Annotated in this window: 11 protein-coding genes; 5 read left to right on the top strand and 6 right to left on the bottom strand. The window is 63.1% G+C overall.

The window, feature by feature from the left end; translation table 11 throughout:
• Window positions 1–198 precede the first annotated feature (198 nt).
• Entirely contained in the window at window positions 199–1,647 is a 1,449-nt protein-coding gene (locus ACT01B_RS08785) for an alkaline phosphatase family protein (protein WP_445146968.1), read from the top strand.
• 94 nt (window positions 1,648–1,741) lie between these two features.
• Here ACT01B_RS08785 and ACT01B_RS08780 read toward each other — a convergent pair whose 3' ends face one another.
• The gene (locus tag ACT01B_RS08780; protein ID WP_445146967.1) at window positions 1,742–2,173 is read right to left on the bottom strand and encodes a GFA family protein; all 432 of its coding nucleotides are present in this window, start codon (window positions 2,171–2,173) and stop codon (window positions 1,742–1,744) included.
• 206 nt (window positions 2,174–2,379) lie between these two features.
• Here ACT01B_RS08780 and ACT01B_RS08775 point away from each other — a divergent pair, with 206 nt between their 5' ends.
• Complete coding sequence (locus ACT01B_RS08775) at window positions 2,380–3,090, top strand: rRNA pseudouridine synthase (protein ID WP_445146966.1); 711 nt, start codon at window positions 2,380–2,382, stop codon at window positions 3,088–3,090.
• 391 nt (window positions 3,091–3,481) lie between these two features.
• On the opposite strand, the gene ACT01B_RS08770 is transcribed toward ACT01B_RS08775, so the two are convergent.
• A complete protein-coding gene (locus ACT01B_RS08770) occupies window positions 3,482–4,615 on the bottom strand; it encodes a DUF2252 family protein (protein WP_445146965.1) in 1,134 nt (377 codons plus the stop codon).
• A 381-nt stretch (window positions 4,616–4,996) separates the two neighbouring features.
• Here ACT01B_RS08770 and ACT01B_RS08765 point away from each other — a divergent pair, with 381 nt between their 5' ends.
• Entirely contained in the window at window positions 4,997–6,031 is a 1,035-nt protein-coding gene (locus tag ACT01B_RS08765; RefSeq protein ID WP_445146964.1) for a TraB/GumN family protein, read from the top strand.
• Window positions 6,032–6,102: 71 nt separating this feature from the next.
• Here ACT01B_RS08765 and ACT01B_RS08760 read toward each other — a convergent pair whose 3' ends face one another.
• Window positions 6,103–7,266: an acyltransferase family protein gene (locus ACT01B_RS08760; RefSeq protein ID WP_445147457.1), complete on the bottom strand. Its 1,164-nt coding sequence runs from the start codon at window positions 7,264–7,266 to the stop codon at window positions 6,103–6,105.
• A gap of 91 nt (window positions 7,267–7,357) precedes the next feature.
• On the opposite strand from ACT01B_RS08760, the gene ACT01B_RS08755 reads away from it, so the two are divergent.
• Window positions 7,358–7,726 carry a hypothetical protein gene (locus ACT01B_RS08755; RefSeq protein ID WP_445146963.1) on the top strand — a complete coding sequence of 123 codons (369 nt, stop codon included), beginning with the start codon at window positions 7,358–7,360 and terminating at the stop codon, window positions 7,724–7,726.
• 92 nt (window positions 7,727–7,818) lie between these two features.
• Here the strand turns inward: ACT01B_RS08755 and ACT01B_RS08750 are convergent, their stop codons facing one another.
• Together ACT01B_RS08750 and ACT01B_RS08745 are read right to left on the bottom strand one after the other, a co-directional pair.
• Complete coding sequence (locus ACT01B_RS08750) at window positions 7,819–9,351, bottom strand: S10 family peptidase (protein ID WP_445146962.1); 1,533 nt, start codon at window positions 9,349–9,351, stop codon at window positions 7,819–7,821.
• 245 nt (window positions 9,352–9,596) lie between these two features.
• Window positions 9,597–10,535: an AraC family transcriptional regulator N-terminal domain-containing protein gene (locus tag ACT01B_RS08745; RefSeq protein WP_445146961.1), complete on the bottom strand. Its 939-nt coding sequence runs from the start codon at window positions 10,533–10,535 to the stop codon at window positions 9,597–9,599.
• Window positions 10,536–10,712: 177 nt separating this feature from the next.
• On the opposite strand from ACT01B_RS08745, the gene ACT01B_RS08740 reads away from it, so the two are divergent.
• Window positions 10,713–11,774, top strand: coding sequence for an NAD(P)-dependent alcohol dehydrogenase (locus ACT01B_RS08740; protein ID WP_445146960.1), 1,062 nt, complete (start codon window positions 10,713–10,715; stop codon window positions 11,772–11,774).
• 23 nt (window positions 11,775–11,797) lie between these two features.
• Here ACT01B_RS08740 and ACT01B_RS08735 read toward each other — a convergent pair whose 3' ends face one another.
• Entirely contained in the window at window positions 11,798–13,561 is a 1,764-nt protein-coding gene (locus tag ACT01B_RS08735; protein ID WP_445147456.1) for a chloride channel protein, read from the bottom strand.
• Window positions 13,562–13,747: the final 186 nt, after the last annotated feature.

The following is a 13,747-nucleotide window of genomic DNA, read 5'->3' as shown; positions in this document are numbered from 1 at the left end:
CCTATGGAAATGGAGGCGCACAGGCTGCCCGCTTGTGTGGCAGCCAGATGACAGCCTCGATCCGCGTACAGCGGATTTCTACTGAATGCAGGCCATCCTCACAACGGTAAACAACATCCAAACGCATCGCCGTCCGATCAAACGCAATCAACCGTCAGCATGATAGGTTCCTAAGTCTCGAGGCTAAAGCGACGGTCCATGCCCATGGCAAGCGCGAATCAACTGACGACGATCAACCACATTGTCGTGCTCATGCTTGAGAACCGGTCTTTCGATCACATGCTGGGCTTTCTCTATGCCGACTCGAACAACAAGTCGCCGGCGGGCCAGCCATTCGAAGGACTGACGGGCGCCGAAACCAATCCGGCAGCGACCACGTCCCAACCCATCGCTGTATTCAAGATCCAGGCAGGGGCTGCCAATACCTATTACATGCCAGGTGCCGATCCAGGCGAAGGCTATGCGGCCACCAATGCACAGCTATTTGGCAGCAGCACGGCACCTACTCCGCCGATAGCAACGAACCAGGGCTTTGTCAGCAACTTCTCCGCTACGTTGAGTTGGGAGTCTAAGCGGAAGGGTGGCGTTCTCGCGGGGACCGTGGCATCGGACATCATGGGTATGCACACGCCAGAGACGCTGCCGGTGCTCTCTGCACTCGCACGCGGCTTTGCCGTCTGCGATCACTGGTTCTGTTCGGTGCCAACCGAGACGCTACCCAATCGTGCTTTTGTACATGCGGCGACGTCGCAAGGGCATATGGACGATAAGACCAAGTCGTTTACATCGCCCACCATCTATGCCGCACTGAGCAAGCAAAACATCAGCTGGATGATCTACGGCTACAACGCGGACCCGCTGACGCGCTTGACGTTCCCCGATACCACCAGCGCGCCCGATGCCAACTTCGGAAAGTTCGCGGATTTTCAGGCAGCCGCGACCAAGGGCTCACTGGCCGCGTACACGTTCCTCGAACCCAGCTGGGGTTCGAGCGGCAATAGCCAGCACCCGAACTACGATGTCGCGCTGGGCGAACAGTTGATCCATGACGTCTACACCGCATTGCGTAGCAGCCCCGTCTGGAACGAAACGTTGTTGATCATTACCTACGATGAGCACGGTGGTTGCTACGACCATGTCCCACCGCCGCTGGGCGCGCTTCCGCCGGACTCGACCGCTGGCGAATACGGGTTCGATTTTCGACGCTTCGGTCCTCGCGTCCCGACCGTACTGGTTTCACCCTGGATTCCGGCGGGCACGGTTTTTCGCGCCGCCGACGGCTCCACGCCGTTCGATCACACCTCGATACCCAAGACGGTCGAGCGACGCTGGGGTTTGCCGTCCTTGACGGCGCGCGACGCGGCTGCCCCTGACGTTGGCAGCGTGCTTTCGCTCACTCAGGCGCGTACCGATGATCCTCTGACTGGTGTCGTCGTACCCAGGTCACGTGGCGCCAATCCGGCGGCCGGCCTCCCTTCGCATCTGCAGGAGGTGTATGCCGACCTGGTATCGCGCCTGCCCGTTGCCGAAGCATCAGGGCAAGCCCACGGCGTGCTCCCCACACTTCGTTCAGAAGACGATTATTCCCGCTATATCGAGGGCCGTCTGGCGGCCTGGAAGGTGGCCCGTAACAAAACGACGCCGTGACCGAGGAGCCTCCGATCTGGGCATAGCTCGCCGACTCAGGGCACGCGCCGCCTGCAGACACGACGTTCGCAGCCTACGAGGATTCAGACCTTCCTCAGAGGGCACCCTCAACAAACTCGACATCCGCTATCCAATGGCGCTGTCGGCGGGCGAGTCGTGAGGCCTTGTTTTCATCACCGAAGCTTCCCGTTACACGACGAATGAGTGACGGGTCGACATGCTCGAACGCGTTGACACTGACCACCGCGTACAGGCGGCCATCGATCTGGCTGGTAACGACCGGCACGACGCCGCAGCGGGTACAGGTGTGGAAGACGGCCGTCTCGGTGCCAAACGTGTAAGGCGATACGAACAACGGTTCCCTTACCACGACCTTCAACGAGCCACTCGGACAGGAAGTCCATACGCCGCCGTGCTTGGTGCAGAAGGAGCAGTCGCAGGCGCGTGCGGGGATCTCCGAGGGGTCGGGCTCCCAGGTCAGGAAAAAGGCGATGTTCCCGCAATGGCATTGGCCGTGGATGAGCATGTTTGGAGTTCCGTGCGTGGACCTGGCGACCGAGCCCGTTCCAGGCTCGCTTGCGCTGCAGCATACCCATCCAGTGCCGCCAGCGACTACGTCAGCCCAAAGCTACTACTGGCCCGAAGCGTTGAAGATAGTGTTATCGGCAACTTTTCATGGTTGCCGGAGTGACACCGCATACAATAGCCCTACTCGCTTCCTGGCCGCCCCTGATGACCGAACCTGTTCGCCTCGCCAAACGCATCGCCGCCATGGCCCGGTGCTCTCGCCGCGAGGCCGAGATGTACATCGAAGGCGGCTGGGTAAGCGTCAATGGCGAGACGGTGGAAGAGCCGCAGTTCAAGGTGCTGGACGAGCTCATCGAGATCGATCCCCATGCGCAGCTCGTAGCCGTCGAACCGGCCACCCTGGTCTTGCACAAACCTGCTGGGGTGAGCGCCGACCAGGCGCGCGCCCTGATCAGCATCGAGAGCCACGCCGACGACGATGCCTCCGGCGTACGCCTGCTCAAGCGCCACTTCGCCCGATTGGAATCGCCCCTGCCCTTGCCCGACAACGCCAGCGGCCTGCTGGTGTTCACGCAGGACTGGCGGGTCAAGCGTCGCCTGCAAGAAGACGGCGATCGCATCGAACATGAAATCATTGTTGAAGTGGCTGGCACGCTCGCACCCAATGGTCTGGCCCAGCTCAATCACGGGCTCAGCTTCAACAACTACGCGTTACCGCCGATCAAGGTGAGTTGGCAGAACGAAAGCCACCTGCGTTTTGCGCTGAAGCGCATCTCGCCCAACCTGGTCGAACGCATGTGCAACGCCGTCGGGCTGAAGGTGCTGGCGATCAAGCGCATCCGCGTGGGCCGTATCCCGATGTCACGCCTGCAGCCGGGTCAATGGCGTTATCTCGCCAGCACCGACCGGTTCTGAATTCTCCGATCGAGAACGTCGGGATGCCCCTGCCCGTCAGCGTGACCTTGCCTGCGCGCAAGCGCGGTATCACCACCGCTCATCGCCACGCTCCGGCCGCTACGGATGCTCTGATTAACTCTGCGCAGGCGTCACCGGCTCTGTCTGTTCGCAGACCACAGGGGTGACGGCGACGGCAGACTTGACGTGTGTCGAGCCGGCGCACCGAAGGGATGCGGACAGACAGAGCCGGCCCCAACGTATTGAATTCAAAGCGATGGGGTGATGTCCAGAAGGCCCGCCAGCTGCGCCGCACGGCTTGGCAAGACGGCCAGTCTTCCCGGCGCCGCACAACACAGCTGGCGGGCCTTCTGGACATCATGCCGCCTGCGCAGAGTTAATCAGAGCATCCCTAGGTGCGGCCGCCGATATACGCCCTGCAATGATTCAAATACCCGCGTTCATGGAAGGCCAGCAAGCCGGTAACGGCTTGCCAAAGCCATGAAGGAGCGGCCAGCGTACGCGTGTGATTACGGTGAAGCTCGTTGCGCCAGGAACGTCGGGTGTCGGCATCCATCTGTGTCGAGTGGGCACGACCAAGCACGTGGGCAAGAAACGCCGCCGACCGGACAGCTTGCTTGCGCTTGATGCGCACGATATCCAGCTTGAGATCCTGCGGCAGCAACTCCCGCACAAAGACTGGCTTGCCAAGCAGATGGGTTGCACGCATGCGCTCGCCCAAGGCCGGGCATAGATGCCGGGCGGCCAGGACAACCCGCTCGGCGTGGTCTCTGGGCATCCGCACGCCCGCCGCTCGCGGTGCAACGGATGAGGTGGCTTCCTTGATATCGACAAGACAGAGGTCGTCGCCCTCGACCGTACCGCCATCGACATCGAGCAAGCTGGCATAGCGCAGGCGACCCAGCGAACTGCAGCCCTTGCGCCAATAGGCGGAGTCGAGCACTGCCACTTCGCCCTGCGTATCGCGGTGGCGCAACTGGGTCGCCAGTTCCGCCAGCTCAGGTGCGAGGAACAGCTTATCAATCGCTTTGCGCTCCTTGCCTGTAATCGGCCAAAACTGCGAACCCAGGGGGAATTGCGTTTCGATACCCCGGATGCGTTCGTGCGCCAGGGCCTTCCAGTTTCGCTGCGCCGCGCGCTTCATCACCAGTTTGATGGTGCTTGGCATGACGGGTTCGGGCTCATCCACTTCCGGAAACGCGGCCTCATAACCATCCAGCATGGCTTCCATCATTTCGGCGGTGGTAATCCCGGGAAGGTCTGAACCGCGCGCCGACATCGCCAGCGACAACGAGAGCCGGATCAGGTCGTAGGCGGGGTTGCTGATGACGCTTTGATCGAAATCGCGTAGCTGTATGTGTACGCGGCCTTGATCGTCGGCCACCGGCCCCATGTTGCCGACGTGGCAGTCACCGCAAATCCAGATCGCCGGCCCATCGGGCAGGAGGCTTGCGCCCTCGTCCGCAAGCCAGGCGTAGAACTGCCCCGTATTGCCACGCACATAGGCGTGGGCGGATCGCGCCATCTTGCGATGGCGTCGTGTCTTTAGCGCAGCCGCCCTGCGGCGGGGCGATATCGTGTTTTTGTTCGCGTGTGACATCGGATGCCCTCGGTCCAGGCCAGCATCGTCAGCCACCGCCGATGAAGAATTTGTCGCGCCCGCCAGCTCCACACGCAAGTAATCGTGGCGCGCCGGCTCCCGGCATTCCACGGGCCACCGCCGCCCTGTCATCGGAATCGAGGCCGCAGTCGTTGCAGATATGGCGCCACGAACGCGAGTGGTGTTCAATCATCCATGCCGGATCACCCTGCCAGCGGAGGCCAACTGGCGTACCGTGCAGGTATGGCCATTGGCGATGTCGTTCAGGCGCCTATGGGCCGTCGTGTCACCGCGAGGAGCCTCACGATGCAAGGGAAGATCGCATTTTTCTTGGCCGCCCTGATCATGGCGATGCCCGTCGGAGCGCAGTCAGCCATGCCGCCTGCGGCCGCCGCCAGCGCGATCAAGCCACCAACGCCCGAAGGCGTCGTCAGCCTGCAGGCCGTCACCGTGACCGGCGAACAGCCCGGTCCAGCGCTGTGGCGGGTGCGCCGAGGGGATCACGTGTTATGGGTGCTAGGCACACTGTCGCCCCTGCCCAAGCACGCGCAGTGGCAAACGACGCAGATCGAAAAAGTGCTGGCGAACGCCAAGGAACTGCTTGAGCCGCCCTCCGCCGAGCTGAAGATGCCGACCAGCCTCTTCAACCGATTAGCCCTGGAGCCATCCGCCCGCCTGAACCCCGACGGCGCCACGCTACAAAAGCTGCTGACACCGGAGATGTACGATCGCTGGCTGGTGCTCAGGCGACAATACCTTGGCAACGACGATGCCCTGGAATACTTGCGCCCGATCGTCGTGGCCCAGCAGCTCTATGCGATGGCGCTGGAATCGGCGGGCCTCACCAACGAAACCGATGTCGCTGCCATCGTCCGGAAACTCGCACTCAAGCACGGCGTCCGCGTCATTCCGGTGACGTATCAGCTGATGATCCGCCACGCTCCTCCGCTCACCCAAACGATCGACCAGAGCAAGCAGCAAGGCATTGCCTGCCTGGACCAGACCATGCACCTCGTCGAGCACGATATGGGCACGCTCACCAAACGCGCCAATGCCTGGGCTACGGGTGACATGCGGACACTGCAGAACCTGTCGCAAGGGACAGCCTACGAGTCATGCGTGGTAGCCGCGATCAACGGTGATTTTGCGCAGCAGCTGAACATTCCCGACCTGCCGCAACGCATCGAAAAGGCGTGGATGGAGGCGGCCGAATCCTCGCTCGTGCGAAACAATCGTTCCGTGGCGCTGCTGTCGATGGAACAGATACTCGCGCCCGACGGCTTCCTCGCTAAGCTCAAGGCCCGGGGCTATATCGTGCAGGCCCCGGACGAGCAGAATTGACCTGATCGCCCCTACCCCGCGCCAAGCTGGCGGACGATACGCAGCTGTGCCTTCGCACGTCTGATCGGCGGCTACGCTACGTCCGTAGCCATGACCGGTGAGGCGGGCGCAGTCGATGCAGGCAAGGCGTCACTGGTTGGCTTCCAAAAACGCTCACGCCAACGAAGGAAGGGGCGTTCCACCACGTAGTGCAGAAGCGAACCGACCAGCAGCACCGCCACGGCGTAAACGACGAAGACGGCAAAGCCATGACCGTCCATCTGCTTGCCCAGCGTCGCCCGGGTGAGATGAAACACTGCTTTGTGCGTGAGATAAAGGCTGTACGAGGTCAGCGCGAGCCAGCTCGCCCCGGGAATCCTCAGCCTCCCCAGCAAGCCCTGCGCACTAGTACCCGCCAGCACGATAAACCCCAGGCCCAACGACAGCAGCGGGTATCCCAACAGCGACGGAATAAGCCCCGTGCGATCGCGAAACAACCAAATCGCTACGCCCGCCACGGCCAAGCCTATAAGCAGCGTGGTGTTCGCACGATGCTGCAATCGCGCCCATAGCGGCTTGCGATACGTTTTGATCGTCGCCAGCACCACACCTGCCAGCAAACCATCCAGGCGCGACCACGACGGGTAGTAGATGCCTTCCAGGAAATGCCGCTGCACTTCCGCTCCATCCCCGGTGGCTATGGCAGGCGCCAGCTCGTGCAGCCAAACATAGCCACGAATCAGCATGCCGACGGCAACGACAGCCACGCATGCGGCGATGAACCTCGGCGCGGAAGGTCTGCGCGCCAGCCACCACGCCAGCAAGGGGAACAACAGATAGAAATGTTCTTCAACACATAGCGACCACACGTGCGAGAACGCAAGGTTGTGCTGGGCATCGATCAACAAGTTCACGGTGAAGGTCAGAAACTGCCACAGTGGCTGGATACCAGGCGCTTCGCGAGAGGCTGGCAGCGCGAAGTAGACAGCCACCACTACCAGGTAGGCCGGCAGGATGCGAAAAGCCCTTCGCACATAGAAGTCGACCAGCGACGGCGCCTCGTTGTCGGCCAGCGGCCTGAGCCACTGCGAACCGATCAGGTAGCCGCTAAGCACGAAGAACAGGTCGACACCCATCCAGCCGTACTCTTCCACGCCACCGAAATGTCCCCAGCCTCCGACGAAGTAGGAGTGGAAAATCATTACCCAAACAATCGCTATGGCGCGCAGAAGATCCAGGCCTGGCAGGCGATTCATCATGTTCCCTTGATGCGCAGCTGGCCGGCGATCGTGCCGGCCATTCGAGTCACTCCGAGCGGACTTTAGAATGGCACCGTGGAGCGTGGCTGTGATTTTTATGGAATTTATATGGCGAAGCCAGCGGGCGATATCGCATTTTTATGCCGCAAAGGCAGACCATGTCGCCATGAAATCCCAGGCCCTCCGAATTCGAACCGTCGGCTTAGTCGCGATAAGCGTGCTCTTCCTGATTTCGGTTCTGCGACTGAACAAGCTATCGGCCACAGCTGCGGATACCGCGGACGAAGCCTGCGGACATATCGCCAAGACGGCGTGCGCTCGTCAGCCGAGTGGCATCCAGGACCGTGTCGAGCTATGGCGAGGACTGGCCATGACGTCGCTCTACCTTGGTTTCTGCCTGCGCCCGCGGCGTCGCGGCTGCGACAAAAACGACTACGCCATCGACAACTTACGATGACTGCCAAGCGTCGCTGCAGCCCCTGGCCAGCGCGCTCCCCGCAGGGTCTTGACCCCTACTTGAAGCACGTGGTGGCCAGAGACTGAGGCGTCTTATTTGGCGTTGTACATCGCCGCAGCGTCCGCCTTGAACGACGCTGCGCTGGCGGGACGGCTATAGAACATGTGGCCACCCGGATAAACCGACAACTTCACGCGCTGCGTCTGGCCAAAACCGGGCATCTGGTTGAGGATCAGCTGCGAGGTATAGAACGGGCAGGACAAGTCGTTGTAGCCGTGCACGATCAGCGCCTTCATGTTCGGATCGTTGCCGATCGCCTTGCGCAGGTCAGCCACCGGCTTGTCGTTCGCGTCGCCGCGATCCCAGGCCTTGTTCACGGCATAGGAGAGCGCCTCGTAATGGGCATCCGTCTTCCAGCCCACTTCGCGCGTGACGAAGTCCACCATGGCGCTGGTGGTCGGCGCGAGCAGCGCTTCCAGGATCGGATCGCCCGACTGGCGTTCGGCGGAACCGGGGAACGGATCGAACGCGGTCACGTTGGAGTCGTATACGCTGCCGATCTTCTTGTCGTTGCGATGCACTTCACGCAAGTACGTGCCGATATCCACGCGACCGTCAAGCTTGGCCACCACCGACGGATCCAGACCGGTATAGGCCGAGACCTTTTGCACCATGCGGCTGATCGCGCCCGGGTCCGAACGGCCGGCCAGGAAATCGGTGACGTACTGCGTGCGCACATACGTTTCGACATCGCTCATCGCCGCTGGCGTCAGCCTGCCCTGGCTTTCCAGATGGGCGGCGGTCATCGACGGCAGGTTGATCATCCACGGTAGCGGCGACAGCGCATCGCCATCACCGATAGCGGCCGGATCGAGATAAGGCGACACCATCACCAGGCCATTCACGCCCACGCCCATCTGCGTCTGCAAGGCATAGGCGATGCGCGGCGCGCGGTAGCCGCCGTAGCTCTCACCCATCACGTACTTGGGCGCGCGCAGGCGGCCGTGCTTGACCAGCCAGTCGTAGACCACGCGCGACAGATACTTGATGTCGGCCTCGGTCGAATAGAAGTCCTTCTTGGTCGCGTCTTCGTCTTGCAGCGAACGCGAGAAGCCGGTACCGACCGGATCGATAAACACCAGGTCGCTCATGTCGAGCCAGGTGTTGGGGTTGTCCTTGGTGATGGCGGCATCCGACGGCGCATCGCCATCCACGCCAAACTGGATGCGCTTGGGACCGATCGCGCCCATGTTGAGGTAGACCGACGAAGCGCCTGGACCACCGTTGAAGGCGAACGTCACCGGTCGATGCGGATCGTTGCCCGGAACGGTATACGCGGTGTAGACCACCTCGGCGATTTTCTTGCCCTTGGCGTTGCGCACCGGGATCACGCCGACCGTCGCCTCGTAGGACAAAGTGCGACCGCCCACTTTGATGCTCTGGCGAATGGTCTTGTCCGCCGGCAACGGCGGCAGGTCGACATCGGCTTTCTTGTCGCCGGCGCCCGCATCGGCAGCGGCCGGCTTGGCATCAGGCTTGGCATCCGCGGCGGCGGCGGCCGTCCACGGCGCCAGCGCCAGGCCGGCTGCCAGCACACAGGCACACCAGGCGGCGCGTCGCCCCATACGAGTTACACGGACAGGCAAATCACGAATCATTGGGCGTCTCACACGGAAGCGTTTCAAGGGGTAGCGGCAATCTCGCCAGGTACACGCTCCCCGACTGCCGCTATCGATGAAAGCGGCCGGATACGCGCCATGTGCGAACCGTTATTGATGCGGCAAGCCGGGGGGATCTCACCAGTGCCGTAAGGCAGGGGTGCGCAGCAAGAGATCGGAACCGCCCGCCGATTTTCCTGTTCGCCATCGGCTCAAGCCACTGCATCTGCATCGGCCACGCGCAGTCGCGCCACGTCGCGCAGCGGCGGCGCACCGAAATGACGGCTGTATTCGCGACTGAATTGCGATGGGCTCTCGTAACCCACGCGATGCGCCGCCGTGGCGACGTCGCACTGGTCGGCCAGCAATAGGCGGCGTGCTTCGTGCAAGCGCAATTGCTTCTGGTATTGCAGCGGACTCATCGCCGTGATCGCGCGAAAGTGATGATGCAGCGACGATGCGCTCATGTTCACGCGTCCCGCCAGGTCTTCAATGCGCAGCGGCTCGTCGTAGTGCCGTCGCAGCCATTCGATGGCGCGCGATACCTGGTCCCCCTGACTCCCTGACGTGGCGATCTGCGCGAGATGCGCGCCTTGCTCGCCGGCCAGCAGGCGATAAAGCAGCTCATGCTCGATCAGCGGTCCCAGCACGGCCAGGTCGTCCGGTGCATCAAGCAGGCGTGCCAGTCGCAGCAGCGGCTCGAGCAGGCCCCCATCGAGGGGACTGAAGGCCAGGCCGCGTGACGACGCGGGCGCGGCACGGAGTGCCTTCACCTCAGGCAGCAATCCGCGAATACGTTGCAGGTCCAGCTGAAACGTCAGGCACAGGCATGGCTCCTCCGCGCTCGCACGCAGCACCTGCGATGACACCGGCACATCGACCGAGGTGACCAGGTACGAAGCCGGCTCATGCACGAACACCTGCTGCCCCAGCAGGATCTGCTTGGCACCCTGCAGGGCCAGGCCCAGGCCCGGCCCGTACATGGCACAGGTCGGCACGCCGGGCGAGTCGGCGCGGAACAGGCTCAAGGCCGGCCAGCGCGTGGCATGCACGCCCTCGCCCGGCGTCAATCGTTCAACGACTGCTGTCAATTCCTCGCGCCCCTGCTCCAGGCGCGAATCCATGGCGTTGGAAGAAAGCTTGTTATTCATTGACCTTGCTGGAAATCCGGATCGGGCTAGATTGCCTGTTCCTCTGTCCCGTGGCGAGGGTACGCCAGGCAGCGCCGTAGGATCAGGCAAGGATCTCGCAGGATCCGGCTACCCGTGGCCGGGCCGCGGCTCGCATACTGCCGTGCTTAGCCGTCCCCGCCCTCCCAGGAGTTATGCATGGCCCTCTCCATCCTCGGTTACGCCGCCCAGTCGGCGACCACGCCACTGGCCTCCCACCACTTCCAGCGCCGCGACCCGCGTCCCGACGACGTGGTGATCGACATCCTCTATTGCGGCGTGTGCCACACGGATATTCACCAGGCCCGCAACGAATGGCATGGCAGCGTTTACCCGATGGTGCCCGGCCACGAGATCGTCGGCCGTGTCAGCGCCGTCGGCGACAAGGTCGGTAAGTTCAAGGTCGGCGACATGGTCGGCGTCGGCTGCATCGTCGATTCCTGCCAGCACTGCGCGGCGTGCGCGGCCGGACTGGAGCCATATTGCGAGGAAGGCCCCACCTGGACCTATAACGGAACGGATCGCCACGACGGCCTGCCCACCTACGGTGGTTATTCCGAGCGCATCGTGGTGGCGGACAAGTTCGTGGTCAGTATCTCCGACAAGCTCGACCCGCGGGCCGCCGCGCCCTTGCTGTGTGCCGGCATCACCACCTGGTCGCCGTTGCGCCACTGGAAGATCGGCAAGGGCAGCAAGGTGGCCGTGGTCGGCCTCGGCGGACTGGGCCACATGGGCCTGAAGTTCGCCAAGGCGTTGGGCGCCGAGGTGACCTTGTTTACCCGCTCACCCGGCAAGGAAGGCGAAGCCCGCAAGCTCGGTGCCGACCACGTCGTGCTGTCGACCGACCCGGCCCAGATGGCGGCGGTGACGCGCCGGTTCGATTTCATCCTGGACACGGTGCCATCGCAGCACGACCTCAATCCCTACCTCAACACGCTCGCGCTCAATGGCGTGCTGTGCCTGGTGGGCCTGCTCGAAGCGATCGAGCCGCCGGTGCAGGCTGGCATGGTGGTGCTGGGCCGTCGCTCGATCTCGGGCTCGGCCATCGGCGGCATCGCCGAGACGCAGGAAATGCTCGATTTCTGCGCCGAACACGGCATCGTCAGCGAAATCGAGATGATCGATATCAAGGATATCAATCATGCCTATGAGCGCATCTTGAAGAGCGACGTGAAGTACCGCTTCGTCATCGACATCGCCTCGCTCAAGCAGAGCGCCTGAGACAGCAGGCTACAAGGGCGCGGCTACAACGCGCCCTTGTAGCCGCGGTATCGACTGGCCTGATGCGCCTCGCGCAATCGACGCGCGTGTGCGGCTAGCAGATCGCCACGGGTAATGATGCCCACCACCTGCTTGCCTCCCTCACCTCCCACCACGACCAGGCGGCCCACATCCGCCTCGACCATATGGTCGGCGGCATCGCGCAAGCTATGGTCTTCCCGCACCACCAGCGGCGGCCGCCGAACCAAGCTACCCACCGTCACGTCGTCCGCGAGACCAGCAGCGAGCAGGTCGCGCCGCGTCACCACGCCCAGCAGTTGCCCCTCATCGCCGAGCACCGGAAAACCCTGGTGCCGGGCCACGGCACTTTCCGCCTCGAGCCATCCACGCACGGCGGCCAGACGCTGCGATGCACGCAGGCTGATCACCTTGCGGCTGCAAGCTTCGCCCACGCTGATTCGCTCCAGATAGTCGGCGCTGTATTCGGCGGGAACACGCACGCCGCGGCGCGCGATCTTCTCGGTCATGATGGTGTTGCGCATCATCAGGCCGGAGACCAGATAAGCCATGGCGCATGCACCCAGCAAGGGCAGCAGGCCGTGCGGTTGCTGGGTCGTCTCGAAGGCAAACACCACCGAGGTAAGAAAGGCGCGTGACGCACCGGCGAAGATCGCCGCCATGCAGACGAGGGCCGCCACGCGCGGATCCACCTGCAACCACGGCAGCCACATGACGCAGGCGATACCCAAGACACCTCCCAGCGCACCACCAATGGTGAACAACGGCGCCAACGTGCCGCCCGAGGTGCCGCTGCCCAGCGCAACCGACCACGACAGCAGCTTCAACAAACACAGGGCGAGCATGCTGCTCAGCCCGATCTGCCCTGCCACCACAGCGGCGATATTGCTGTAGCCCACACCCAGGGTGGCCGGCATCACGTAACCCACCACACCCACGACCACGCCACCAATGGCCGGCCACCACATCCAGTGGATCGGCAGCTTTTCGAAGCCGTCCTCGATCGCATAAGTCAGGCGCGTGATGCCTACACTGGCGACACCCGTCAGCAGTCCCATCACCATATAGGCGAACACGGCGGTAAGCGTCGGCGTGGCGATTTCCGGCATCGGAAACATCGGCGCATTGCCTTCCAGCACATAGCGCACGCCCGTGCCGATGACCGCAGCCAAGGCCACCGGGATCAACGAACGCGCACGGCGCTCGAACAGCAGCAGTTCAATGGTCAGCAACACCGATGAAATCGGCGCGGAAAACACTGCCGCCATACCGGCAGCCGCACCCGCCGCTAACAAGGTCTTGCGCTCGTCCGCCGTCACGTGCAGGAACTGGCCAAGCAGCGAGCCCAGCGCGCCACCCGTGGCGATGATGGGACCCTCCGCGCCGAACGGCCCGCCGGTACCAATGGCGATTGCCGACGACACTGGCTTGAGCCAGGTCATTCGCGCCGGAATGCGGCTCTCGTTGAGCAGCACCTGCTCCATCGCCTCGGGAATGCCATGCCCGCGGATGGCTCGCGAACCCCAGCGCGCCATCGCCCCCACGACCAGGCCGCCGAGCACCGGCACGGCGATGACCCACAAGCCGAGATGGTTGCCCGCCGGGCTGCTGAAGTCGGTACTCCAGCGCCCGTGAAAGGCGAGATTGGTCACCAGGCCGATCAAGGCGGTAAGCGCGCGTGCCACCAGCGCCACCACGGCACCCAGGATCATCGCCAGACCGGCTATCCACAGCACCCGCCGCCCCAACGGGCGGAATTGCCGCGGCATATGCGCCGCGGCCAGCGTGGCGTCCATCGACGGGGCAAGCGGAAGCGCCGCACGCGAGTGCAGTTCGGGCGTTTTATCGGTGAGCATCGGCAGCCGGAATGGCAGAAAGACCGCGCAAGGTTACGCGGAAGTAGGCTCGATAGCTGGCTGGAAAATGAACAGCTGTGCGGGTTGCCTGCCGTGCCG

It is taken from the genome of Dyella sp. Tek66A03 (genome assembly GCF_052567735.1).
This window is presented reverse-complemented; position numbering and strand designations above follow the sequence as displayed.

Coding starts and splice junctions, on each gene's coding strand:
- ACT01B_RS08780 (WP_445146967.1), bottom strand. CDS start 2,173: ATGCTCATCCACGGCCAATGCCATTGCGGGAACATCGCCTTTTTCCTG.
- ACT01B_RS08765 (WP_445146964.1), top strand. CDS start 4,997: ATGCAAGGGAAGATCGCATTTTTCTTGGCCGCCCTGATCATGGCGATG.
- ACT01B_RS08775 (WP_445146966.1), top strand. CDS start 2,380: ATGACCGAACCTGTTCGCCTCGCCAAACGCATCGCCGCCATGGCCCGG.
- ACT01B_RS08750 (WP_445146962.1), bottom strand. CDS start 9,351: ATGGGGCGACGCGCCGCCTGGTGTGCCTGTGTGCTGGCAGCCGGCCTG.
- ACT01B_RS08740 (WP_445146960.1), top strand. CDS start 10,713: ATGGCCCTCTCCATCCTCGGTTACGCCGCCCAGTCGGCGACCACGCCA.
- ACT01B_RS08760 (WP_445147457.1), bottom strand. CDS start 7,266: ATGAATCGCCTGCCAGGCCTGGATCTTCTGCGCGCCATAGCGATTGTT.
- ACT01B_RS08745 (WP_445146961.1), bottom strand. CDS start 10,535: ATGAATAACAAGCTTTCTTCCAACGCCATGGATTCGCGCCTGGAGCAG.
- ACT01B_RS08770 (WP_445146965.1), bottom strand. CDS start 4,615: ATGGCGCGATCCGCCCACGCCTATGTGCGTGGCAATACGGGGCAGTTC.
- ACT01B_RS08785 (WP_445146968.1), top strand. CDS start 199: ATGCCCATGGCAAGCGCGAATCAACTGACGACGATCAACCACATTGTC.
- ACT01B_RS08735 (WP_445147456.1), bottom strand. CDS start 13,561: ATGCCGCGGCAATTCCGCCCGTTGGGGCGGCGGGTGCTGTGGATAGCC.